The organism is Prauserella salsuginis, assembly GCF_024648885.1.
Taxonomy (GTDB): Bacteria; Actinomycetota; Actinomycetes; order Mycobacteriales; family Pseudonocardiaceae; genus Prauserella; species Prauserella salsuginis.
This window is the reverse complement of the sequence record NZ_JANBBF010000012.1, coordinates 210706-233276: the sequence shown is the minus strand read 5'-3', so window position 1 is coordinate 233276 and position 22571 is coordinate 210706. Positions and strand designations below refer to the sequence as shown.

The window sequence follows — 22571 nt, the reverse complement described above, 5'->3', positions numbered from 1 at the left end:
GTCGCGTCAGCCACCGCCGGGCTCCGGCCGGACGAACGGCGCGACGTACGACTTCGCACGGCCGTGCTCGTCCAGCACCCAGCCGAGCCGCTTCGGCGTACGCAACACGAGCGCCGATTCCACCACCGTCAACGGCGCCAGGTCCTGCTCCAGGTACTCCTGCATCTGCATCGACTCCTCGATCGAGCGCATCCAGGTGGTCACCAACAGGTTGGCCGGACCGGGCAGGCTGACGATCTGCCGCACCGTCGACAGCGTCCGGAGCTGGTTGACGCATCCGGGGACGTGCCCGACCGGCACCCGGCACCACCAGTTGTGCACGATCGGCGATGGGGTGTGTCCCTGAGCGATCTCGCATCGGAACGTGGTCGCGTCGGCGGCGAGGAGCCGGCCGAGCTGGCGCCGCACGGTCGCGACCGGACGCCCGACAAGCCGGGCCAGCTGTGCCGCGTTCCGGCGCCCGTCCATTCCCAAGGCCTCGGCTAGGTCGGCGTACGGCCGCTCCCAGGGCGTCACGCTCGCCGGTCGATCCGCTCCGCCCTGGCCCCCGCCGGAGGCCGGAAGGGTCGTCAGTGCCTGGACGCGCGCCTTGTCCAGCGCACCCACCCGCCAGCTACTCCCCTCCAGATGCATACGCGCGGCCAGATGGGAACGGGTGTTGAGGACCCCGGGAAGGCTGGGGAGTTGGTCGAGCAGCAGTGCGGAGAGCTCGGCCATCCCGCGCCCGAAGAGGGTGAGCACCAGGCTGTATTCCCGAGAAGACTCCTCGATGGTCATGACCGCCGGCCATCGGACGAGTTCCTCGACCAGCTGTCGCACCTGCCCGCTGGCGCACCGCAGCTCCACGTAGGCGACGCGGAGCTCGTAGTACACGCTCACCCGCGGATAGGCGGTCACCCACGCGCTGCCGTCGTTGCGCAGCCGCTCCCACCGACGCGCCAGTGTCACCGGCGCGACGTCCAACACGGATCCGAGCTGGGTCCAGGTGGCCCGCGGCCGCACCTGGAGAGCGTGGATGAGCGAAAAGTCCTCTTCATCGAGATGCGCGTCCACTTTCTCTCCCAAACCTCTCCATCAGTGAGCGGATCCATCGATTTTACGTTCCTTACGACGTGGATTCTCACACTCGAGGGCACCCCGTCCACCGACGAACGAGGAGCGCGACACCGTGGATCTCCACGACGACGCACGAGGCCAGCAAGACGAGCTCGAACGCCTTCGCCGCGAACTGCACCGCGAACCCGAGGTCGGGCTCGACCTGCCCCGCACCCAGGAGAAGGTGCTCAGCGAGCTGGACGGCCTCGGCCTCGAGGTCACCACAGGGGACAAGACCACCTCGGTCACCGCGGTGCTGCGCGGCACGGGTCCGCGCCGGGACGCGGCTGACCCGAGGACGGTGCTGCTGCGCGCCGACATGGACGCCTTGCCCGTGGCAGAAGCAACCGACCTGGAGTTCGCCTCCCGCAACGGCGCAATGCATGCCTGCGGGCACGATCTGCACACCACCTCGTTGGTCGGTGCCGCGCGGCTGCTCCACAGCCACCGCGACCGGATCGACGGCGACGTGGTGCTGATGTTCCAGCCCGGCGAGGAAGGCTACGACGGCGCCGCGGTGATGATCGACGAAGGCGTCCTGGACTCCGCAGGCCGCCGGGCCGACGCGGCGTACGCCCTCCACGTGTTCTCCTCGACGCTGCCGAGCGGCCAGTTGGCCGGCCGCCCCGGCCCGATCCTGTCGGCGTCGAACCGGCTGCGCGTCGTGGTCCACGGCGCGGGCGGGCACGGTTCCATGCCGCACCGCGCCCAGGACCCGGTGACGGCTGCGGCCGACATGGTCGGCGCCCTGCAGACCATGGTGACCCGGCGCTTCGACATCTTCGATCCGGTCGTCATCTCCGTCGGGGTGCTCCGCGCCGGGACCGCCCGCAACGTCATCCCCGACCACGCCGAGTTCGAGGCGACCGTGCGGTGCTTCTCCACCGAGACGATCGCCCGGCTCGACGAGATGATCAACGAGACCCTCGGCGGCGTTGCCCGCTCCCACGGCGTCACCGCCGACATCCGGTTCGACGCCGAGTACCCGGTGACCGTCAACGACGCCGACGAGGCCGGCTTCGCCGCAGGCGTGATCCGCGAGGCGATCGGCGAGGTGCACTACACCGAGTTGCCGACCCCGGTGGCCGGGTCGGAGGACTTCTCCCGAGTGCTCGACGAAGTTCCCGGCGCGTTCCTCGGTCTCGGCGCCACCATGCCCGGCCTCGACCCGGCCGACGCCCCGAACAACCACAGTCCACACGCAACATTCGACCCGGCCACGCTCTCCCGCGCGGCCACCGTCTACGCCGAGCTCGCGATCCGCCGGCTGGACCGCTTCACCGAAGGAGCACCGCGATGACCGACTCCCCCGTCTCCCCCACCGGCGGACACGTCACCGAAACCGACGACGACACCGTGCCCGACCGCGCCCGTACCCTGTTCGGCCTCGGCGCAGGCAACGCCATGGAATGGTTCGACTGGACCGTCTACGCCACCTTCGCCTCGTTCTTCGCCGGGCAGTTCTTCAACAACGAGGACTCGGTCTCGGCGCTGTTGAGCACGCTGGCCGTCTTCGCGGTCGGCTTCGCAGCCCGCCCGCTCGGCGGCTTCGTGTTCGGCTGGATCGCCGACCGCAAGGGCCGCCAGGTCTCGATGGCGCTGTGCCTGGCGTTGGCGGCAGGCGGCAGCCTGGTGATCGGACTGTCGCCGACGTACGAGCAGATCGGGCTCGGCGCCTCGGCACTGCTACTGCTCGCGCGACTGGGCCAGGGCCTCGCGCACGGCGGTGAACTGCCGGCGGCGCAGACCTACATCGCCGAGGTCGCGCCCCGGAAGCGCCGCGGCCTCTGGTCGAGCCTGATCTACTTCTCCGGCACGTGCGGCGTGCTCGCCGGAACCCTGCTCGGAGCGCTGCTCTCCGGGGTGCTCACACAGGAGCAGATGTACAGCTACGGCTGGCGGGTGCCGTTCATCCTCGGCGGTGTCTTCGGGCTCTACTCGCTCTACGTGCGGCTGCGGATGCGGGAGACCGAGGTATTCCTCGCCGAGAACGACGAGGAAAACTCGGCGGAGCCCAAGGGCCGGATGTGGGACACCATCAAACAGCACCCGAAACTGCTGTTCCAGGTGATCGGGATGACCGTCGGCGCCACCGTTCTCTACTACGTGTGGGCGATCTCCGCGCCGTCCTACGCGATTTCGGTGCACGGCATCGATCCGACCAGCGCGCTCTGGGCCGGAGTGGGCGCCCAGGTCCTCTTCCTGATCTCCCTGCCGTTGTGGGGCATGCTCTCGGACCGGATCGGCCGCAAGCCGGTGCTGTTCATCGCGTCCGGCGGGCTGCTGGTCACCTCGATTCCGCTGGATGCGCTGCTCGGCGACCAAGCCTGGCAACTGTTCCTGGCCATGTCGATCGCGCTGCTGCTGATGGGCGGGTTCTCGTCGATCGCACCGGCGATCTACGCCGAGATGTTCCCGACCAGGATCCGGGCGGTAGGCCTGGGGCTCCCGTACGCGATCGCGGTGGCGGCCTTCGGCGGCACCGCGCCTTATCTGCAGACGCTGTTCGCCGACCTCGGAAACCCTTCGCTGTTCCTGTTCTACGCGATGGGACTGATGGTGATCACCATCCTGGTGCTGTTCACCCTTCCCGAGACCCGCGGCATCGACCTGAGCAGCGACGACGTCGGTGCCCACGGTCGACGCAAGTCGGCCGTGCCCGCTCACGCCGGTACGCGGTGAGGGACGGCTGATTCCGCGAGGAATCCGGCGGTGGAAGACTGCGTGCGTCGGCGATCCCGGGAGGGCTCGGTTCTCCCGGGATCGCCGAGTTGTCCCGGGAGGACCGACCGCCGGTATCGCTGATCGCTCGACGGTCCGTTCGGCGGACCCGGCTAGGGCTGATCGTCTCCCCGTACGACCCCGTTCACCGAACGCGGCCGGGAGGACCCGGCCGCCTCGAACGGCAGTCACCACCACGGCAACCGCACCACCCATCGTGAGACCGGGCGCGGCATGCCGGTGACACGCGCCGCGGCGGGGAAACCCGGGCGCTGCCTCAGGATCCGGTTCCCGGGTTGATGACCCCGCGTACCGGAGCGACCTGGTCGCAGGGAAAACCGCCGCGCCTGGCGTGTTCTTCGATCAGTTCGGGATCAGTCGCGTCGTAGACGCAGTAGAGCTTGTCGTCGGTCACGTACGACTCGACCCAGCTCACGTCCTCTCCCATCTCGGCGAGCACCTCGTTCGACTTCGCCGAGACGTCACGCAGCTCCTGGTCGGTCAGTTTTCCCGCTCCGGGCAGTGTCCGCTCCACAACGTAGCGACCCATGGCGGCTCCTCCGGTCTCGGTGACGTCCGATGTCCGTGATTCCTCCCCGTGCCGGGCTTGTGACACGCGGCAACTGTGAACGTTAATCGGCGCGGCGGATGTCGTAACCGACCGAACGGTCGCCCCGACCTGCCCGAGCGGGCAGGCCCCGGCCCATGAGCGTTTATCTGCTCCGGCACGCCGAACTCGGCTCGGAGGAGGGATCTTTCCGCGGGCCGCGGCATCGTTCGTCCCTGCCGGCTGGGATTCGGCGGGAAAACCGCGGAAAGAGGCCGCGGATGAGGCCGCACCGCACGGTGTCGACGACGTGGCGACGGGTTCGCCGCAGCGCAAGGTTCGCCGGCCGTCAGCACTCGATGACGTTGACGGCGAGGCCGCCGAGCGAGGTCTCCTTGTACTGCGAGGCCATGTCGGCACCGGTCTGGCGCATGGTGGCGATGACCTGGTCCAAGGAGACCCGGTGTTCACCGTCGCCGTTGAGGGCGAGCCGGGCGGCGTTGACGGCCTTGACCGCGGCCATCGCGTTGCGCTCGATGCACGGGACCTGAACCAGACCTGCCACCGGGTCGCAGGTCAACCCGAGGTTGTGTTCCATCGCGATCTCGGCCGCGTTCTCGACCTGGCGCGGGGTACCGCCGAGCACCTCGCACAGCCCGGCCGCCGCCATCGACGAGGCCGAGCCGACCTCACCCTGACAACCGACCTCGGCACCGGATATCGACGCGTTGCGCTTGTAGAGGCTGCCGACCGCGCCGGCGGCAAGCAGGAATCGGCGTACGCCGCCGGCGTCCGCACCGTCGCAGAACCGCACGTAGTAGTGCAGCACCGCGGGAATGATGCCGGCCGCGCCGTTGGTCGGTGCGGTCACGACCCGCCCGCCCCCGGCGTTCTCCTCGTTGACGGCGAGAGCGAACAGGTTGATCCAGTCCACGACGCGTAGCGGATCACGGTCCGCGCCCTCGTCGGTGAGCCGCCGGTACAGCTGCGGCGCCCGCCGGCGTACGGCCAGCCCGCCGGGGAGGGTTCCCTCCGTCGCGCAGCCGGCATCGACGCAGTCCTGCATCACCGACCAGACCCGGTCGAGGTGAGCGAGCACGTCGGCCTCCGAGCGAAGGGCGCACTCGTTGGCCAGCATCACCGCGCTCATCGGCAGCTGCTGGGTAGCGCACCACCCGAGCAGTTCACCCCCGGAGGCGAAGGGGTAGGGCGGCGCGTCGGCCTCGGCGGAATCCCCACCGGCGTCGTCCTCGGAGCCGCCCTCCACCACGAAACCGCCGCCGACGGAGTACATCGTCGCCTCGTGCACCGCGTCCCCGCCTGCGGTGTATGCGGTGAACCGCATGCCGTTGGGATGCCGCGGCAACGTCTCGCGGGCGAGCATGACCAGGTCACGGTCGATCTCGAAGCCGATCCGTTCGGTGCCGAGCAGGTCGAGTTGTCCCTGCTGGCGCACCAGGGTCACCACCGCGGCGGCCCGGTCCGGCTCGACCGTCTCGGGATCCTGGCCGGCCAGGCCGAGCAGTACCGCCCGGTCGGTGCTGTGGCCGAGCCCGGTCGCGGCCAGTGAACCGAAGAGCTCGACCTGTACGCGAGCCGTCCGGGTGAGCAGACCGTCGTCGGCCAACGCCGTGACGAACCGTCCGGCGGCCCGCATCGGGCCCACCGTGTGCGAACTGGAAGGCCCGATGCCGATGCTGAACAGATCGACCACGCTGACGTTCATGGGGGTATTCAACAACGCCTCCTCACCCGATCGCCAGCACGGCGACAGCCGCGATCTTCGCGCACCCAGAGATGCGACCACGGCCTCACGCACATCGGCAGCTGGATGCCGACACGCTCTCGGAACCTGACACCGGCATCGCGCCACAGCCTCCGCGTCGGGCACCCACACAGGATTCGCGTCGACATGCGCCTCCGGCTGGCCTCATTGGCCTCCGCGACGGACACCAACGAACCTAGGGGCGGTGGATGAGCGTGTCAGTGCGGGGAAACGAGCCGCCGCTTCTTGCCGAACTCACAGGGTCCCCCCGACCAGCGGTCGTTCTTCATGCCGAGCACGATCTGGTCGGGCACAAGGTTTCCCGCGCGGTCTGTGGCGTCGATCGAACGCAGCCTCCCCCGAACCGGCCGACCGGCGTGCGCGCCGCCGAGAGCAGCACCACTCGCCGATCAGACATCATCACCGCCTCGCCACTCCGGCATCGCCATCGTCCAGCACACGGCGGTGCCTTCCAGTGCCGTGGTCCCGTCGTCGCGGGTCACCTGCGTGACCAGCTTCGTGATCGGCTTGTCATCCCTGACCTCGGTCACCTCGACGCGGCCCGTGATCGTGTCGCCCGGCCGGACCGGGGCCGTGAAGTTCCACGATACGCTCAGAAAGACCGTCCCCGGGCCGGGCAGTTTCTCGGCGACCACCGCGTTGAGGACGGCACTGGTGATCCCGCCCTGCACCACGATCTCGCCGAAACGGGACGACTCGGCAGCGGCCTCGTCGTAATGCAGCGGGTTGCGATCGCCGCTCAGCTCGGTGAACAGGGGGATGTCGTTCGGACTCACCCGACGGGACAGCTCCGCGCTGGAACCCACCTCTGGCTTGCCGTTCGGCCACACAGCGGACATGTCACTCCTTTGTGGATAGAATCGTGGGGCGGGTTCGGGAACCGTAGGAACGCATGGCCAGCACACCGATCACCGGCCCGGGCACCAGGGCGAGGAACGCGAACTGCCAACCGACCACGGCTGCCGCCAACGGCACCACCTGGATACTGACCACGGTCAGCGCGAAGCCGATCGCGGTCTGGGCGGTCAGCGCCGTCCCGACGTAGCGGGAGTCGGCTGTTTCGCTCAACGACACCGAGAACACTCCCGAGTCGGCGATGACGGCAGCACCCCACACGGCGCAGAACGCCACCAGCACCGCCGACGGCGCGGCGAGCGCCAGGGGCGAGAGCAGGCAGCACGCGCCACTCACGGCCAGCGCCGACACCGCGGCCGGGGACCGGCCGAACCGGTCGGATATCCAGCCACCGAGAAAGCAGCCGGCCGCACCCGCGACACCCATGGTCGCGAACACCACGAGCTCGACCACCTGTGGCGCGTCCGCCGCGTCGCGTGCCAAGAGGAAGGTCGGGATCCAGGTCCACAGTGCGTACAGCTCCCACATGTGGCCGAAGTAGCCGAGGTTGGCCAGCCGCGGCCCGCGTTCGGTGAACATCGTGAGGGCGTAGCGCGGATTCGGGAGCGGGCTTCCGGCACCGAGATGCGGCCCCGGCCGCACGATCGTGATCGCGACGAGCGCGCCGAGACCGCCGAGCGCCGCTGCGGCCAGCAGCACCGAGCGCCACGGCAGCGAGCCGAATCCCGCGATCAGGTGGGGCACGGACGAGCCGACGGTCAGCGCGGCGATCAGCATCCCCATCGACATGCCCCTGCCGGACTGCCCCGACCAGGACACCATCAGCTTCATGCCCACCGGGTAGACACCCGCCAGGAAGACACCGGTCAAGAACCGCAACGGGAGCGCGGCCGCCATGCCGCCGGCCAGCAGTGCCAACACCAGCGTGCAGAGCGCCGCCAACGCCGCACTAGCCGCGAGAAGCAGATGCGGCCGCACCCGATCGGCGAGGTTCAGCGCGGCCGACCCGACCGCGCCCACGACGAACCCGATCTGCACGGATGCCGTCAGCCACACCGCCGCGGCGGCCGAGATGCCCCACTCGCCCCGGAGCGTGGGCACCACCGCCGACATGGAGAACCAGACCGCCAGGCCGAGCACCTGCACGGCCGCGATCGCGATCCTGCGCTGCAGCGGCGTCATGACTCGGCGGGGACGAAGTAGGGAATCGGGCCCGTCGGGTCGCCGTTGGCCTCGGTGACCGCGCGCACGCGTTGGCCGATACGGACGTCGTAGGCGCGCTGTTCCAGCAGTCCGCTGAGTAGTCGCGGGCACTCGTCGAGTTCGACGATCACCACGGCGTACGGCGTCATCGACCGCCACGCCGGGTGGCCCGGAACCTCGATCACCGTGAATGCCCACACCGTTCCGGCACCCGCGGCCTCGTGCCACCCGAGGTCTTCCGACCAGCAGCGCACGCACATCGAACGCGGGTAGAGCTGCCGGTGACCGCAGGTCCGGCACGTCCGGAGGAGTAACCTGCCCTCGGCCGCGGCTCGCCAGTACTCGGCCGTCACCGGGGTCGACAATCTGCCGGGCCGTGGCACTGCCTCGTTCATCGCTCCGCTCCCATCACCAGCGCCACCTCTTCGCCGAGCGTCGCGCCGTTTCCGGTGACCAGCGCCAGTTCCGCGTCCGGCACCTGCCGCGGGCCACCTTCGCCACGCAACTGTCGCACGGCCTCCACGAGGTGGCTCATCCCTCCGGCCAGGTCGGCCTGCCCGCCGTGCGTGTTGGTCGGCACGTTGCCGGTGTGGGAGAAGTCCTGCTCCAACAGCCACGGCCCGACCTCGCCCTTCGCGCACAACCCGGCGTCCTCGAACGTGAGTGCGGGCATGATCGAGTAGCAGTCGTAGAGCGCGAACAGGTCGATGTCACCGACCGATGTGCCCGACATATCGCAAACGTCCGAGATGGCCGCAGCCAGCGGTGTCGCCGTCAGCTCAGGTGACAACACGTCATCGACCTCGGCCGGTTCCAGCCCCGCATCGGCGACGGCGGCCGCGGCCAGCCTGCCGATCAGTCCCAGCGTGGTCTGACCCGGGGTCGTCCGTCGTGCTGCGAGCACCGACGCGCCGGTGACGGCGCAACCACCCGACAACGTCATCCGAACCGTCCTGGCCTCACCGGCGAAACCTCCATCGGCCTGCCTCGCTCGCGGATGACGGTAACCACCGGTAGCCACCCGCGAAACTGGTGAGAACGAGAACTCACGGGGCCGAACCTCGTAGGATCTACAAGCCACGATGCGCCACGATCGTCGACGTCAGCGCGCCGGACACCGAGTGCGCCCGAGGTCCGACTGCCGACGGCCACCGGTGGGGTCCGCGCTATCGCGGGATCGGGTTTCCGAGTCCCGTTACCGTCAGTGCAAGCGTTCCAAGCCCGCCGCGCGGAGCCTGTCCAGCGTCGGGTAGCCGTCGATGGCCATCAGCAGATCGGCCTCGGCCAGGAACGAACGGAGATGATGCACCACACCGTCCTCCCCGCCGACCGCGAGCGCGTGCACGTACGGCCGTCCCGTGCCTACCGCCGTCGCCCCCATCGCCAACGCCTTCACCATGTCCGAACCGCTCCGCACGCCCGAGTCGAACAGCACCGGGATCTCGTCGGCGGCGGCCTCGACCACCTTGGGCAGGGTCTGCAACGCGGGAAGTCCGCCGTTGGCCTGACGGCCACCGTGGTTGGAGCAGTAGACGCCGTCGACCCCCAGGTCCCTGGCCTTGCGCACATCGTCGGGATGACTGATGCCCTTGAGCACGATCGGCAGCGACGTGGCCTCCCGGATCCAGTCGAGGTCGGACCAGGACGTCGCGTAGCCGAACACGCTGGCCCACAACGCCGCCGTGGCCAGCGGATCGGCGTCGGGATCATTACCGAGCCGGGAACGGAAGTGCTCGTCGGTCACGTAGTTGGCCAGGCAGTATCCGCGCAGTTGCGGGAAGTTCGCCGTGTTCAGGTCGCGGGGCGCCAGCCGGTGACCCACGTGTCCAGCGTGACCACGAGGGCCGAGAACCCCGCGCGCTCGGCCCGCTGAATCAGACTGATCGCCAGGTCCCGGTCGTTGGGCGGGTACAGCTGGAAAAACCCCGGCGTGTCACCGAGCTCGGCCGCGATGTCCTCCATCGGATCCTGCGACAGCGTCGAGGCGACCATGGGAACCCCCGTGCGCGCGGCGGCGCGGGCGGTGGCCAGGTCACCGTGGAAATCCTGCGAGCAGATCCCCAGCACGCCGATCGGGCACAGGAACAACGGGTGCTCCAGCTCGATACCGAACAGGGTCGTCGACAGATCCCGTTCGTAGGCGCCCTCCATCATCCGCGGAACCAGACCCCACTTGGCGAAGGCCTCGACGTTGGCGCGCTGCGTACCCTCGTCCCCGGCACCCGATTTCACGTACGACAACACCCAGGGCGGCAGCGCCTCGGCCGCGCGTCGTTCCATCGTCGCTGCGTCGGCCGGATACCGGGGCTGCAGACCCCGCATCCCGTTCAGGTAGATCTCCAGCTGGTAGTCGCCGTAACGCGGGGACATGACCCGACCTCCCGAGCACACCGCCCACGATCGCGGGCGAACGAACCGTCCTACGCGCATGGCCGCGCGGTGTCCCCAAGATCGCCGGTGCGGTGCCACCCGTCAACCGCAACCGCTCGGCCCGGTCTCCGGCATCGCCGCGATCGCGCCCCACGGACTCCGGGCACGTGCGCCTGTGCACCACGGGCGCGGTGCCGGCGTCACGACGTGTAGCCGACCACGGCGAGCACACCGGAGAGTTCGGGTGTCTCGCCGACGTCCTCCGGGGAGTCCGGGTGCCATTCCGGGGTGAACACGATTCCGGGCTCGACGATCTCGAATCCGGCCATCAGTTCGTGGACGTCGTCGCGACTTCGCAGGTGGATGGGTTCGCTCGTGTCCTTGCTCAGCTCGACCGCCCGGAACATCTCCTCGTCCTGCTGCTCGTCGGTGAAGCTCGACAGCGCGAGGTAACTGCCGGGAGCGAGCGCGTCGCGGTAGCGGGCGATCATACTGCCGGCATCCCGCTCGTCCGGGGAGAAGTAGTGCACGAGCGCCGACATGAGCACCATCACCGGCCGGTCGAAATCCAGCAGCCGCTTCGTCGTCGGGTGGGCCAGGACCTCGTCGACCCGCTCGGCGTCGGCGCCGATCATCTCGGCTCGGTCGTTGCCTTCCAGCGCGATCTCACTGTGCGCCACGGCGATGCGCTCGTTGTCGACGTAGACCACGTTCGACTCGGGGGCGACCTGCTGCGCGATCTCGTGCACCTGTCCCACGGTCGGCATGCCCGAGCCCAGGTCGAGGAACTGCCGGATCCCCTGCCGCGCACCGTAGCGCACGGCACGGCGCAGCCAGTAGCGATTCAGCACAGCCGTATCGCGCGCGCGTGGCATGGCGGCCAGGACCTCGTCCACGAGCCTGCGGTCCATCGCGTAGTTGAGCTCGCCGCCCAGGACGTAGTCGTACATCCGCGCAGGATTCGGCTTGTCCAGCTCGAGATCCTTACCCGCGAACCTGTCAGCGTCGCTCCCGCCCGCTGTCACCGGCACCCCACCCTTTCGATTCCGGCATCGTCGCCGCACATCGTAGAGATATCACTCGGACGGTCGAATGCACAGCAACCCTGCAGCGACCGGATGCGATCGTCACCGGCGCGCCGCTCCGTCGGTCGCAGCCGAAGCCGAGGGATCGGCCAGGCGCCACAAGTCGCGGTTTCTCCGCTCCCAGCCGTGCGCACAGCCGTCCCGTGTGGACGCACAGCTTGCGGACGTCGGTGTCGTGCAGCACCCGACTGCTCGACGACGGCTGCGACAGGGCCTTCGACATCCGTTCGGCCCGCACCGAGGAGGCAACAACCCACGCGACTCCCGCGGCGGCCTGTGCTCAGCCGTACAGCTCGTCGACCAGTGTGAAGCCGTCGTCGATCCACGCCAGCTCGGCGCGCGCGCGAGCGATCAACCCGTCGTACGCGTAGATCTTGCAGCGGACCGCGAGTTCGGCCTCGCGCTCGTTCAGCTTCTCGATTCTCGCCGCCAGCGTGGGATGGCTGCGGTCGACGAGGCTCGCCCGGGTGCGCTCGAGCATCGCCAGGTGGTCCTCCCAGTACGCCTGTTGCTGCCGCAGTTGCTCGCGCACCGCCGCCGGGTCGGCGAAGTCGAAGTAGGCGGCCTTCAGATAGGCCGGGTCTCGCTGGCGCTGCGGCACCAGGGGCGATTCCATCCACTCCCGGAACTCGGCGAGCCCCTCGTCGGTGACGTGGTACTCCTTCTTGGTGCCCTTCTTCCCCCAGGGAACCTCGACCGAGGTGAGCAGTCCGTCTCGCTCCATCCGGTTGAGCTCGGGGTAGATCTGCGAGTCCGGAGCGTGCCACACGTGCGCGACCGACGTACTGAAGCTCTTCGAGATGTCGTAACCGGTCATCGGACGACCCGTCAGCAGCGCGATCAGCGCCCACCGCAGCGACAAGGTCCCCTCCTCTCCGAGTCAGTCACGCTATCCACTCTTGCCAACTCACTATATAGATAGATACTTTGTGGCTCGCGCAACAGATACCTATATCCATAGGGAGTTGACCAATGACGCTCACTTCTCCGCCGCCGACAGCGGCCGCAGCACCGACCACAGCCGCAGCCAAGATCTTCAACCACCCCCGCAACGCCTGGTATGTCGCAGCCTGGGACCACGAGGTCACCGGCAAGCAACCGCTGGCACGCACCGTCGCAGGCGTTCCGCTAGCGCTGTGGCGCAACAGCGAGGGCCGCGCCGTCGCACTCGCCGACGCCTGCTGGCACCGACTGGCACCTTTGTCGCAGGGCAAGATCCTCGGCGACGAGCTGCAGTGCCCCTACCACGGTCTGCGCTACAACTCGACCGGTCGCTGCACCGCCATGCCTGCGCAGGAGACCCTCAATCCGAGCGCGGTCGTGCCCTCGTACCCCGTCGTCGAGCGCTACCGATACGTCTGGGTATGGGTGGGCGATCCCGACCTGGCCGATCCGACGACCGTGCCCGACATGCACCAGATGGACGACCCGTCATGGGCAGGCGACGGCGAGACGATTCACGCCGACTGCAACTACCAACTCGTCCTCGACAACCTGATGGACCTCACCCACGAGGAGTTCGTGCACTCCTCGAGCATCGGCCAGGACGAGCTCTCCGAGGCCGAGTTCGACGTGACACACGAGGGCGACACGGTCACCGTCACACGCTGGATGCGCGACATCGATGCTCCACCGTTCTGGCTGAAGAACCTGCGCGACAAGTTCCCCGGCTTCGAGGGCAAGGTCGACCGCTGGCAGATCATCAGGTTCCAGGCGCCGGGCACGATCTGCATCGACGTGGGTGTCGCCAAGGCCGGCACCGGTGCCCCCGAGGGCGACCGCAGCCAGGGGGTCAACGGGTACGTGATGAACACGATCACGCCCGAGACCGACCGCACCTGCCACTACTTCTGGGCGTTCATGCGCAACTACTGCCTGGACAGCCAGACCATCACCACCCAGCTGCGCCAGGCCGTGCACGGCGTCTTCGGCGAGGACGAGGACATGCTGCGCGCCCAACAACGTGCGATCGACGCCAACCCCGAGCACGAGTTCTACAGCCTCAACATCGACGCCGGCGGGATGTGGGTACGCCAGATCCTCGAGCGGATGCTGGCAGCCGAAGGGCGGCCCTCGACGGCTCCCGCTGCAGGGAAGGGGGCCTGATGGCGGTCCAGGCCCAGTCCCGCTGGCAGCAGGCACGGGTCGTCGAGGCCGACGACGTCGCCGACGGCGTCCGCCGGATCGTGCTGGAGGTCGAGCACCCCGAAGCTGCGGCCCCCGGTACGCACCTCGATGTCGCTCTGCCTACCCCTGACGGGCGACTGACCCGTTCCTACTCCATCGTCCGATCCGAGGACGGCGGCCGCCTGCTCACGCTCAGCGTGCAGCTCTCCCCCACCTCGCGCGGCGGTTCGAAGGCGATGCACACGCTCGCCGTCGGTGACGAGCTGACCGTCACCGGCCCGCTGCAGAACTTCCCGCTCGCGGTCGGCGCCGGTCGTTACGTCCTCGTCGCCGGCGGCATCGGCGTCACGGCACTGGTCGCCATGGCCACCTCGCTGCGCCGCCGCGGCGCCGACTACGAACTCGTACTCGTCGGCCGCAGCCGCCGCCTCATGGCCTACCTCGACGAACTCTGCGCCGAGCACGGCGATCGGGTCCGAGTTCACGTCGACGACGAAGGCACGCCCCTGTCGGTTCCCGATCTGGTCGGCGACACCGCGGCAGCGCCGAAGACGGCCGAGCTCTACATGTGCGGTCCGATCGGGCTGATGGACGCGATCAGGTCGAGTTGGCACGAGCACTCGCTGCCGGAGACCAACCTGCGGTTCGAAACCTTCGGCTCCAGCGGCCGGTTCGGCGCCGAGGAGTTCCGGGTGCGTCTTCCCCAGTTCGACCGCGAGGTCGTCATCGCGCCCGACACCTCGATCCTGGACGCCCTGAACGCGGCCGGGATCGACACGCTCTCGGACTGCCGTAAGGGCGAATGCGGGCTCTGCCTGGCCAAGGTCGTCGAAGTGGACGGGACCATCGATCACCGCGACGTCTTCCTCAGTGAAACGCAGAAGGAAAACTGCGCCAACCTGTGCCTCTGCGTCTCCCGCGCGGTGGCCGGCGACAACGCCGACCGTGCCACCGTCACCCTCCACCTCACCTGAACCGGCTCACCGGTCCCTCACATCTGGACGCCTGCATGAACATCACTGAACGTATCGGCGCGGCGCCGATGTCCGGCTATCAATGGCTGATCGTCGCGCTCTGCACCTTCATGAACTGTCTCGACGGCTTCGACGTCATGGCTGTCGCCTTCACGGGTCCCTCGGTAACCGACGAGTTCGGCCTGAGCGGTTCGGAGTTCGGGCTGCTGGTCTCGGTCGGGCTGATCGGTATGGCACTGGGTTCGATGCTGCTCGCGCCCTTCGCCGACCTGATCGGCCGTCGCCCGCTCATCCTGATCAGCCTCGCCCTCGGCACGATCGGCATGTTCGGTGCCGCCATGGCCCCGTCCATGCCGGTGATGGGCGTGTTCCGCCTGGTCACCGGTATCGGCGTCGGCGGTATTCTGGCCAGCTCCAACGTGATGACCAGCGAGTTCTCGAACACGAAGAATCGCGGGCTCGCCATCGGCATCTTCACCGCCGGCTACGGCATCGGCGCCACCGTGGCGAGCGTGGTCGCGAAGGCGGCAGTGGGCGGTGACTGGCGGATCGTCTTCTACGCAGGCGGGTTCGCCACCCTGCTCGCTCTCGTGGTGATCGCACTCCTCCTGCCCGAATCGGTCGCCTACCTCGAGCAGCGTCGCCCACAGGGCGCTCTGGAACGCATCAACCGGACGCTGGCACGGATGAAGATGGGTTCCGTCAGCTGGGCCGAACTCGACGAGGCCGCCTCGGCGCGGGAGACCGCCGGGCGGACCGGCTCGGGGTGGCTCAAGCAGTTGCTCACCCCGACGATCCTGCTCTGGGCCGTCTTCATCACGATCATGTTCGGCTTCTACTTCGTCAACAGCTGGACTCCCACCCTGCTGGTCGAGGACGGGCTTTCGGAAAGCGCCGCGGTCACCGCCGGGATGGCGATCTCGATCGGCGGCACCGTCGGCTCGGTGCTCTACGGCGTCGCCGCCCGGATACGTACGCCACGGGTCGTCCTGATCGGGTTCTCGCTGCTCGCCGCCGCGATGATGGTCGTCTTCATCTTGAGCACCTCGGTCCTGTGGCTCGGGTTCGGAATCGGCGTACTCGTCGGTGCACTCATCAACGGCTGCATCGCCGGTGCCTACACCGTCGGACCGCCGCTGTATCCGGCACACCTCCGCAGCGTCGGCATGGGCTGGGCGCTCGGCATGGGCCGGATCGGCGCCATCCTGTCGCCGACCGTCGCGGGGATGCTCAACGACGCGGGCGCCTCGGCGACCCAGCTCTACGTCGGTGCCGCCGCCGTGGTTGCGATCTGCGCCATCGTCCTGGTCGGGCTACGCCGCCACGACCCGGAGTCCGCGCCGGCGATGAAGGAACGCGATGCGGTCTGAGTTCCGGCGACCGGCGGAACGTCACCTCTGATACCGCCGGTGAGGTGCCTCGGGCCGAACGCGGTCCGAGGCACCTCACCGGACGAGGTTCCCGTGTTCGTCGACGCCGGTGCGCGTCTGCCGGACCGCCGCGCGTGGAACAGCGAGCGGCGGCGGGAGGCACCCGGCTCAACGGCGGGCGCGATCGGACGGGTCCGGCACCGGGCGACTAGTCGGCGGCTCCGACAGCCGAGGGGTATTGCGGTCAGAGGACCAGTTCCGTGCCGTCCGGTGGCAGCTCGGCGCCTGCTTCGACAAGGGCCGCGTGCTCCGGCGACGCCGGGTTCAGCACCGGATTCGTGTTGTTGAGGTGCGTGTACAGCCAACGGGTGCCCCGCGAACGCCGGATGCGTGCGAGGCTGCCGTGCTCGCCCGCCATCGGCAGGTGACCCATCGCGAGCTGGGCGCCGGAGCCGACGCCCCCGGCCGTCGCGCCCGCCATCTCGTCCGGGGCGAAGAAAGAACCGTCCAGCAGCACACAGCTCGCCCCCGCACAGAAGTCGTCGAACCCGGCGGGCCACTGCGCCACGCACGGCGCGTACACGAGCGAGCCACCGGTCGCCGGGTCCTCGATCCGGTACGCCACGACCCACGGACCGTCGAGGGTCGATTCCCCGGCGTACTTCGGGCGTTTGTCGCTCACCGGCAGCACCGTGACCACCAGCCCGTCGAGTTCGAACTTCTCCTCCAGCCGAGGCCATTCCCAGCCGTGGTAGCGAGCCACGATCTCCCTCGCCGGCACGGTCGCCGCTACCGCGTCGGGGGCCCACACGCGGAGGCCGGCGGCTTCCTTGAGCTGGAACAGTCCCAGCGTGTGGTCGAGCTCGCCGTCGGTGAGCAACACTCCCCGCAGCGGCGTCTCCCTCGGCCCCGGCCCCGGCCGGAAGGCCGCGCAGGAGGTCAGCTGCGTGCGGATGTCCTGCGACGCGTTCAGCAGGTACCAGGCTCGGCCGTCGGCGCTGACCGCGAGACAGTCCTGCGTGCGGGCCGGGGCACTCCCGTCGCGCACGGCCTCGCAGTTCGCGCACGCGCAGTTCCATTGGGGGACCCCGCCGCCCGCGGCCGTGCCGAGCAGGACCGCTCTCACCGCATACCCCGCATCACGAACTCGTTGGAGCCGTGCGGCGCCTCCAGCAGCGCGTCCACCAGTCCGCGGTCGGGCGAGCGGCGGCACACCGGGTCGGCCGCCGCCGCGTCGCCGGTGAGCTGGAACGCCTGGCAGCGGCAGCCACCGAAATCGATGGTGCGCCGCTCGCACGTTCGGCACGGTTCGCGCATCCAGTCCTCACCCCGATAGGCGTTGAAGGACTCCGAGTCGTACCAGATCTCCGCCAGCGGCCGCTCCCGCACGTTCTCCAGCGACAACGTCGTGATGGTCGTGGCCGCGGGGCAGGGCAGCACGGTGCCGTCCGGAGCGACGGTCAGCTGCTGCGCGCCCCAGCCGGACATGCACGGCTTGGGGTACTGCTCGTAGTAGTCGGAGAGCACATAGACGACCTGCATCGAGCCTCGGAGCCGCTCGGTCGCGGCCCGCACCACCGGCTCCGCAGCCGCGAGCTGCTCACGGGTCGGCAGTAGCGCGTCGCGGTTGCGCAGGGCCCAGCCGTAGAACTGCGTGTTTGCCAGTTCGAGCCGGTCGGCGCCCATGCGCTCGGCGAGCGCGATCATGCCCTCCAGCTGGTCGTGGTTGGCCCGGTGCAGTACGACGTTGACGCTCAGCGGCAGCTCGAACCGCTTCACCAGTTCCGCGGCGGTGAGCTTGTGGTCGTGGGCCTTCGCACCCGAGAGCAGGTTCGCCCGCTCGGCGTCGGCGCCCTGCACGGACAGCTGGACGTGCGCGAGTCCCCGGTCCACGAGGTCGGCGAGGCGTGCCTCGGTGAGTCCGAGCCCGCTGGTCACGAGGTTGACGTAGCAGCCGAGGTCGGACGCGCGGGTGACCAGCTCGGGCAGATCGGGCCTGGCCAGTGGCTCGCCGCCGGACAGGTGCACCTGCAGGACGCCGAGGTCGCGGGCCTGATCGAGCACCGAGCACCACTCGTCGGTGCCCAGTTCCCGTTCGCGCGTGACCAGTTCGACGGGGTTCGAGCAGTACGGACAGTGCAGCGGGCAGCGGTGGGTCAGCTCGGCGAGCATGCCCAGCGGCGGCTGCACCCCTTCGGTCACGCCCATTCGACCACCCGCCGATCGACGAGCCTGGCGAGCACGTCGCCGACGTCGTCTTCGCGCACCTCCGCGTAGCGCTCGCCGAGCGCCGCGGCGATGTCGGGCACCGTCCGCTCGCCGTCGCACAGTTCGAGTACGGCGGCCGCGGTCGCGTTGGGCATCAGCACCCCCTCGGGGAACAACAGCACGTGGGTCTGCCTGGTGTGGTCGTAGGTCAGCCGCACGCCGCGGCACAGGCGGGGCGTCACGCTTTCCCCGCCGCGTGCTCGATGGCGGTGAGCATCGACCACAGCACATCGCACTTGAACGACAGTGCCGCCACGGCAGCCTCCTGCTGTTCGCGGGTGACGCAGTGGGCCACGACGATCGCGAGTGTCTCCTCGCCCTCGCCGCTCACGGCGTCGATCCGGTTCGTGAAGTAGGCCAGGTCCTCGCTGCGGATCCACTCGTAACACGCCAGCATGTCGCCGACCCGGCGGCGCATGAGGTGCCCGGAGAACATCTCCGTGAGCCCGGAGGCGACGGCCTCGACCCATGGCTTGGTGCGCGCGAAGTTCACGTACGCGTCGACGGCGAACCGCACGCCCGCCGCGACGTGGCGCTCGTCCAGCACCTCCCCACGGTCGAGGCCGACCGCCGAGCACAGGCGCAGCCAGCGCTCGGCTCCGCCCTCGCCCTCGGCGCGGCCGTCGTGGTAGACGATTCGGTCGAGCCACTGCCTGCGCACCTCCGGCAGCGGGCAGTTGCTGATGATCGCCGCGTCCTTCTGCGGCAGCATGCGCTGGTAGTACCAGCGGTTGGCGGCCCAGATCCGCAGCTCGTTCTCGGTCAGCTCACCGGCGTGCATCCGGTGATGGAACGGATGGGCGCCCCAGTAGCGGTGCGAGAGTTCCTTGAGCTCCGCGACGAAGGCCTGCTCGGTCATCGGTGACTTCGGCTCCATCGGCCGCACTGCCGTCCTTCCGGGTCGGTGAGGCGTGGCCGACGGGAAACTTGTAAGCGCTTTCCTGTCGGCCACGCCAAAACACTCGTCACTCCATACGGCCGAAGTATGCCGTGACCTCCGGCGAGGTCTCGTACTCCTGGAAGTCCGGAGTGGTCCAGACCTGAAGCTCGCCCGACTCGACCATGGTGCGCCTCCCTCCATTGGGATTCTTGAGAACGCCGCCAGCGTAACGGGATCATCGCTGAAAGCGCTATCCCTCGGGCGGCAGATACTCCGACCGAGCCACCACGCAGGAGTGGTCCGTACCGGGGCGATCGTGCGAACGCGGCAGTTCACAAGGGTGGACCGGATCAGACTTGCACCGACGGTGTTGCGAGCCGCCCGCAAGTTCTACCGCGGCGCCGACGAGACGCCGGCGTGGTGGTTCACGCCGACCGTGACTGGTCCAGGCGAACCCACCACTCATCACCGTCCAGCACAGCACGCGCACTCACAGCCTGTGTCAACGAGCCGGACGGCACCCTCTGGCTCACCATCGGTGTTTCCCGGTGAGCTGAGGATCAGCAGTGCAAACGCCTCGGCGGCCAGGAGTATGCCGGCGGCGACGAGCAGGGCCGTTCCGTAACCGGCGACGAGCGCGTTCGCGGTGTCGAGAGCTTCGTTCCGCGGCTGCGCGGTGACGGTCGCGGCGACACCGGCCAGGACAGGAAGGCCAAGTGCAACCCCGATGTGCTGCGCAGAGTTGAGGATCGCCGAGGCGATTCCGGCCCTGTCGGGGCGACGCGATAGACGGCAGCTTGGGTGAGTGCTGTGATCGACGTGATCCCGGGCGAGATCGCCCCCGCGCTGTCGGCCGGTTGCACGACGGTTCTCAAACCCACAGCCGAAAACACCCTCACGGCGCACGGACTGGGCCCTGCCGAGAACCGGCACCAGGTGCGCGAGATGATGACCGAATGGAAGACGTTCCGGTCAGCACCGACTCCATCCGACTCGGCCAGTTCCTGAAACTCGCAGGCCTGATCGACATCGGTTCCGACGTGCGATCACTACTCGAGGACGGCCGCATCCACGTCAACGGCGAAACCGAACACCGCCGCGGCAGACAACTCGTGCGCGGCGACATCGTCACCGTCGACGACACCGAACTCCGCGTCGCGTGACTCACCGAGCACACCCGGAAACTCCTCGACGATCCACATCCGGCACGCCCTCCCGCGATCCCCACGTCGTCGCCTCCGCAAGAAACGACACCGCCGACCTGGCCGTCAAGACGTTGTCACTGCGTCGAGCTCGTCCTGGCCGGACGGAGCCATCGGCGTTGCGACCTCGACCAGCGCGGAGCGGAGGAACTCGATGAGTTCGTCGTGTGCGTCGAGAGGCAGGACGTTGGCGACGTACTGATCCGGCCGAACGACGACGAGGGCTCCGCGATCCCGGTCCAGGCCGCGCAGGTCGAAGATGTCGTCGGCCGAATCGGCGCAGAAGACCTTCTCGTAGTCGACGAGCTCGAACGGCCCCTTGCGGGGCAGGAAAACCGGCGGCAGATCGTCGACGGTGACGTCGCGATGCCCTTGCTGCAGCACGGCACGGACATCGATCACCGAGTCGGGGTCGGCGCCGGGCGGCGTGAACCGGGTGATCGGCGATTTCGCCGAGGCCAAGAACCCGGCTACATCCCGCAGCCGTGAGTCGGAGCTGGCCGGGTGTGCCCGGTCGGCGAACACGTAGAGGCGCCACGCACCGTCGGCACGGGCCGCGTGCCCGAGGTGCACGGGCTTGGCGTCGGCCAGCCGGATGACCGGCGCCGAGTGGAACCGCATTCCCAGCGAGAACCCGTCCGCCAAGCTCTGGTGAGGTGATGCCGCGGTGAGGATGGACGGCCCGTAGCGCACCGCGACCCCGGCGGTGAACCGGCCCTGCTCTCGGAAATAGCGCTGGAAACGCTCCGGGTCCGCTCCGCCCTCGCCGTCATCCGAGTGGGCGCTGAACAACGCCGCGAACTCTCGGTCGAAATCGATGAGCTGCTGAGCAACCCGCTGCCGCTCCTCGGAGTAGGTGCGCAACACCTCGGCGGGTGACGTCCCGCGCAGCACCGTCCCCAGCTTCCACCCGAGGTTCCAGGCGTCGGCCATCGACACGTTCATGCCCTGCCCTGCCTTCGCACTGTGCGTGTGGCAGGCGTCGCCGGCGATGAACACCCGCGGCAGACGGGTGTCGGATTCGCCGTCGGGGACGTCGTCGAACCGGTCGCAGAGTCGCTGGCCGATCTCGTAGACCGCACACCAGCCGACGTGCTTCACGTCGATCGAGTACGGGTGCAGGATCCGGTTGGCGACCGCGGCGAGTTTCTCCGGCGTCGCGCTGCGATTGCGCAGCATCTCGCCGTCGCGGTCGTTGTCGAGCTCGATGTAGAGCCGGACCAGGTACCCACCTTCTCGCGGAATGATCAGGATGCTGCCCTGCTCGGAGTGGATGGCCGACTTGAGCCGGATATCGGGGAAATCGGTCACGGCGAGGACGTCCAGCACACCCCAGGAGCTGTCGGTGGCATCGCCCTCGAGGCGGCGCCCGATGGCTTCCCGGGTCCCGCTGCGCGAACCGTCACAACCGACCACGTATTTCGCGCGGATCGTCGACGTCTCACCGGTCGGCTCGAGATTCTCGACGTGCTGCAGCTCGACTGTGACCGGGTGCTCATCGGCGTCGGCGGTGTCGACACGCACGTCGGTCACGTGCAGCCCGTAGAACGGCTCGGCGCGGGCAGCCGACCGGCGCATGTGCTCACGCAGGTAGGCCAGCATCCGAGCCTGGTTGACGATCATGTGCGGCATCTCGGAGATGCCCTCCTCCACGTCGTCGACCCGGCCGGTGCGCACGATCGACCCGCTGCGCTCGGGGTCCGGCCGCCAGAACGTCACCTCGTTGACCTGGTACCCCTCGTGGACCAACCGGTCGGCCAGCCCGAACGCCTCGAACATCTCCACCGTGCGGCAGGCGACCCCGTCCGCTTGGCCCACCTCGAGCGGTCCGTCCCGTCGGTCGACGATCACCGTGCGCAGCTCGGGGAACTGGGCCAGTTGAGCCGCCAGCACCAACCCGGCAGGACCACAGCCGATGATCACCACATCAGCTTCCTCCGGCAGGCCCGACAGGCGCTTGGCCACCGACGGATGGGGCTCCTCGACGAACGGATCCCCCGGCTTGTAGCCGTCAAGATAGAACTGCACTGGACTGAACTCCTCCTGGCATCCAACCCCGCGGAACCCCGAGTGAAGGGGCCGCAGTGC

Annotated in this window: 24 protein-coding genes; 7 read left to right on the top strand and 17 right to left on the bottom strand. The window is 68.8% G+C overall.

The genetic code is table 11. The annotated features are described in order from the left end of the window. Positions 1-6: 6 nt before the first annotated feature. The gene (locus tag LY40_RS18935; RefSeq protein WP_221212776.1) at positions 7-1065 is read right to left on the bottom strand and encodes an Lrp/AsnC family transcriptional regulator; all 1059 of its coding nucleotides are present in this window, start codon (positions 1063-1065) and stop codon (positions 7-9) included. 103 nt (positions 1066-1168) lie between these two features. On the opposite strand from LY40_RS18935, the gene LY40_RS18930 reads away from it, so the two are divergent. Further along, positions 1169-2395, top strand: coding sequence for a M20 metallopeptidase family protein (locus LY40_RS18930; RefSeq protein WP_258937670.1), 1227 nt, complete (start codon positions 1169-1171; stop codon positions 2393-2395). Further along, entirely contained in the window at positions 2392-3777 is a 1386-nt protein-coding gene (locus LY40_RS18925; protein ID WP_258937669.1) for an MFS transporter, read from the top strand. Before LY40_RS18930 ends, LY40_RS18925 begins: the two co-directional genes overlap by 4 nt. A 316-nt stretch (positions 3778-4093) precedes the next feature. Here LY40_RS18925 and LY40_RS18920 read toward each other — a convergent pair whose 3' ends face one another. The 10 genes from LY40_RS18920 to LY40_RS18880 form a co-directional block, all read right to left on the bottom strand. After that, on the bottom strand, positions 4094-4366 hold the full coding sequence (locus LY40_RS18920; RefSeq protein ID WP_183784451.1) for a DUF4242 domain-containing protein: 273 nt from the start codon (positions 4364-4366) through the stop codon (positions 4094-4096). Between the two features lie 346 nt (positions 4367-4712). Continuing rightward, positions 4713-6089 carry an L-serine ammonia-lyase gene (locus LY40_RS18915; protein ID WP_258937668.1) on the bottom strand — a complete coding sequence of 459 codons (1377 nt, stop codon included), beginning with the start codon at positions 6087-6089 and terminating at the stop codon, positions 4713-4715. 449 nt (positions 6090-6538) lie between these two features. Beyond that, positions 6539-6988 carry a MaoC family dehydratase gene (locus LY40_RS18910; RefSeq protein ID WP_258937667.1) on the bottom strand — a complete coding sequence of 150 codons (450 nt, stop codon included), beginning with the start codon at positions 6986-6988 and terminating at the stop codon, positions 6539-6541. Between the two features lies 1 nt (position 6989). Further along, positions 6990-8186 carry an MFS transporter gene (locus tag LY40_RS18905; RefSeq protein ID WP_183784447.1) on the bottom strand — a complete coding sequence of 399 codons (1197 nt, stop codon included), beginning with the start codon at positions 8184-8186 and terminating at the stop codon, positions 6990-6992. After that, entirely contained in the window at positions 8183-8602 is a 420-nt protein-coding gene (locus tag LY40_RS18900; protein ID WP_183784445.1) for a Zn-ribbon domain-containing OB-fold protein, read from the bottom strand. The genes LY40_RS18905 and LY40_RS18900 overlap by 4 nt, the downstream gene beginning before the upstream one ends. After that, positions 8599-9150, bottom strand: coding sequence for a thiolase C-terminal domain-containing protein (locus LY40_RS18895; protein WP_258937666.1), 552 nt, complete (start codon positions 9148-9150; stop codon positions 8599-8601). Before LY40_RS18895 ends, LY40_RS18900 begins: the two co-directional genes overlap by 4 nt. A 258-nt stretch (positions 9151-9408) precedes the next feature. Then, positions 9409-10029 carry an alpha-hydroxy-acid oxidizing protein gene (locus LY40_RS26230; RefSeq protein WP_308216707.1) on the bottom strand — a complete coding sequence of 207 codons (621 nt, stop codon included), beginning with the start codon at positions 10027-10029 and terminating at the stop codon, positions 9409-9411. Continuing rightward, positions 9999-10577, bottom strand: coding sequence for an alpha-hydroxy-acid oxidizing protein (locus LY40_RS26225; RefSeq protein ID WP_307876972.1), 579 nt, complete (start codon positions 10575-10577; stop codon positions 9999-10001). The genes LY40_RS26230 and LY40_RS26225 overlap by 31 nt, the downstream gene beginning before the upstream one ends. Before the next feature lie 200 nt (positions 10578-10777). After that, positions 10778-11602 (bottom strand): SAM-dependent methyltransferase, encoded by an 825-nt coding sequence (locus LY40_RS18885; protein ID WP_258937665.1) that lies wholly within the window; start codon positions 11600-11602, stop codon positions 10778-10780. 340 nt (positions 11603-11942) lie between these two features. Beyond that, complete coding sequence (locus LY40_RS18880; protein ID WP_183784439.1) at positions 11943-12524, bottom strand: PadR family transcriptional regulator; 582 nt, start codon at positions 12522-12524, stop codon at positions 11943-11945. 110 nt (positions 12525-12634) lie between these two features. On the opposite strand from LY40_RS18880, the gene LY40_RS18875 reads away from it, so the two are divergent. From LY40_RS18875 to LY40_RS18865, 3 genes are read left to right on the top strand one after another with little or no spacing between them, the layout of a single operon-like run. Continuing rightward, entirely contained in the window at positions 12635-13768 is a 1134-nt protein-coding gene (locus LY40_RS18875; RefSeq protein WP_183784437.1) for an aromatic ring-hydroxylating dioxygenase subunit alpha, read from the top strand. Then, entirely contained in the window at positions 13768-14763 is a 996-nt protein-coding gene (locus tag LY40_RS18870; RefSeq protein ID WP_258937664.1) for a PDR/VanB family oxidoreductase, read from the top strand. Before LY40_RS18875 ends, LY40_RS18870 begins: the two co-directional genes overlap by 1 nt. Positions 14764-14798: 35 nt before the next feature. Next, positions 14799-16133, top strand: a complete 1335-nt coding sequence (locus LY40_RS18865; protein ID WP_183784433.1) for an MFS transporter — start codon at positions 14799-14801, stop codon at positions 16131-16133. 244 nt (positions 16134-16377) lie between these two features. Here LY40_RS18865 and pqqB read toward each other — a convergent pair whose 3' ends face one another. The 5 genes from pqqB to pqqA all read right to left on the bottom strand — a co-directional run bounded on the left by pqqB (position 16378) and on the right by pqqA (position 19465). Further along, positions 16378-17259, bottom strand: a complete 882-nt coding sequence (pqqB, locus tag LY40_RS18860) for a pyrroloquinoline quinone biosynthesis protein PqqB (RefSeq protein ID WP_258937663.1) — start codon at positions 17257-17259, stop codon at positions 16378-16380. Continuing rightward, on the bottom strand, positions 17256-18341 hold the full coding sequence (gene pqqE, locus LY40_RS18855) for a pyrroloquinoline quinone biosynthesis protein PqqE (RefSeq protein ID WP_258937662.1): 1086 nt from the start codon (positions 18339-18341) through the stop codon (positions 17256-17258). The genes pqqB and pqqE overlap by 4 nt, the downstream gene beginning before the upstream one ends. Further along, a complete protein-coding gene (pqqD, locus tag LY40_RS18850) occupies positions 18332-18583 on the bottom strand; it encodes a pyrroloquinoline quinone biosynthesis peptide chaperone PqqD (RefSeq protein ID WP_183784427.1) in 252 nt (83 codons plus the stop codon). The genes pqqE and pqqD overlap by 10 nt, the downstream gene beginning before the upstream one ends. Then, positions 18580-19260: a pyrroloquinoline-quinone synthase PqqC gene (pqqC, locus tag LY40_RS18845; RefSeq protein ID WP_258937661.1), complete on the bottom strand. Its 681-nt coding sequence runs from the start codon at positions 19258-19260 to the stop codon at positions 18580-18582. Before pqqC ends, pqqD begins: the two co-directional genes overlap by 4 nt. 106 nt (positions 19261-19366) lie before the next feature. Continuing rightward, entirely contained in the window at positions 19367-19465 is a 99-nt protein-coding gene (pqqA, locus tag LY40_RS18840) for a pyrroloquinoline quinone precursor peptide PqqA (RefSeq protein ID WP_183784423.1), read from the bottom strand. Positions 19466-20091: 626 nt separating this feature from the next. Between pqqA and LY40_RS18835 the strand changes: the two genes are divergently transcribed. Both LY40_RS18835 and LY40_RS18830 read left to right on the top strand, forming a co-directional pair. Continuing rightward, positions 20092-20289: a hypothetical protein gene (locus LY40_RS18835; RefSeq protein WP_258937660.1), complete on the top strand. Its 198-nt coding sequence runs from the start codon at positions 20092-20094 to the stop codon at positions 20287-20289. Then, positions 20238-20444 carry an RNA-binding S4 domain-containing protein gene (locus tag LY40_RS18830; RefSeq protein WP_183784421.1) on the top strand — a complete coding sequence of 69 codons (207 nt, stop codon included), beginning with the start codon at positions 20238-20240 and terminating at the stop codon, positions 20442-20444. Before LY40_RS18835 ends, LY40_RS18830 begins: the two co-directional genes overlap by 52 nt. A gap of 105 nt (positions 20445-20549) precedes the next feature. Here the strand turns inward: LY40_RS18830 and LY40_RS18825 are convergent, their stop codons facing one another. Continuing rightward, on the bottom strand, positions 20550-22511 hold the full coding sequence (locus LY40_RS18825) for an FAD-dependent monooxygenase (RefSeq protein WP_258937659.1): 1962 nt from the start codon (positions 22509-22511) through the stop codon (positions 20550-20552). Between the last annotated feature and the right edge of the window lie 60 nt (positions 22512-22571).

What these genes read in the sequence shown, in the direction of transcription:
- LY40_RS18910 (WP_258937667.1), bottom strand. Translation starts at nt 6,988, where the DNA reads ATGTCCGCTGTGTGGCCGAACGGCAAGCCAGAGGTGGGTTCCAGCGCG.
- LY40_RS26225 (WP_307876972.1), bottom strand. Translation starts at nt 10,577, where the DNA reads ATGTCCCCGCGTTACGGCGACTACCAGCTGGAGATCTACCTGAACGGG.
- pqqE (WP_258937662.1), bottom strand. Translation starts at nt 18,341, where the DNA reads ATGGGCGTGACCGAAGGGGTGCAGCCGCCGCTGGGCATGCTCGCCGAG.
- LY40_RS18865 (WP_183784433.1), top strand. Translation starts at nt 14,799, where the DNA reads ATGAACATCACTGAACGTATCGGCGCGGCGCCGATGTCCGGCTATCAA.
- LY40_RS18915 (WP_258937668.1), bottom strand. Translation starts at nt 6,089, where the DNA reads ATGAACGTCAGCGTGGTCGATCTGTTCAGCATCGGCATCGGGCCTTCC.
- pqqC (WP_258937661.1), bottom strand. Translation starts at nt 19,260, where the DNA reads ATGACCGAGCAGGCCTTCGTCGCGGAGCTCAAGGAACTCTCGCACCGC.
- LY40_RS18870 (WP_258937664.1), top strand. Translation starts at nt 13,768, where the DNA reads ATGGCGGTCCAGGCCCAGTCCCGCTGGCAGCAGGCACGGGTCGTCGAG.
- LY40_RS18900 (WP_183784445.1), bottom strand. Translation starts at nt 8,602, where the DNA reads ATGAACGAGGCAGTGCCACGGCCCGGCAGATTGTCGACCCCGGTGACG.
- LY40_RS18905 (WP_183784447.1), bottom strand. Translation starts at nt 8,186, where the DNA reads ATGACGCCGCTGCAGCGCAGGATCGCGATCGCGGCCGTGCAGGTGCTC.
- LY40_RS18830 (WP_183784421.1), top strand. Translation starts at nt 20,238, where the DNA reads ATGGAAGACGTTCCGGTCAGCACCGACTCCATCCGACTCGGCCAGTTC.
- pqqA (WP_183784423.1), bottom strand. Translation starts at nt 19,465, where the DNA reads ATGGTCGAGTCGGGCGAGCTTCAGGTCTGGACCACTCCGGACTTCCAG.
- LY40_RS18920 (WP_183784451.1), bottom strand. Translation starts at nt 4,366, where the DNA reads ATGGGTCGCTACGTTGTGGAGCGGACACTGCCCGGAGCGGGAAAACTG.
- LY40_RS18875 (WP_183784437.1), top strand. Translation starts at nt 12,635, where the DNA reads ATGACGCTCACTTCTCCGCCGCCGACAGCGGCCGCAGCACCGACCACA.
- LY40_RS18925 (WP_258937669.1), top strand. Translation starts at nt 2,392, where the DNA reads ATGACCGACTCCCCCGTCTCCCCCACCGGCGGACACGTCACCGAAACC.
- LY40_RS18895 (WP_258937666.1), bottom strand. Translation starts at nt 9,150, where the DNA reads ATGACGTTGTCGGGTGGTTGCGCCGTCACCGGCGCGTCGGTGCTCGCA.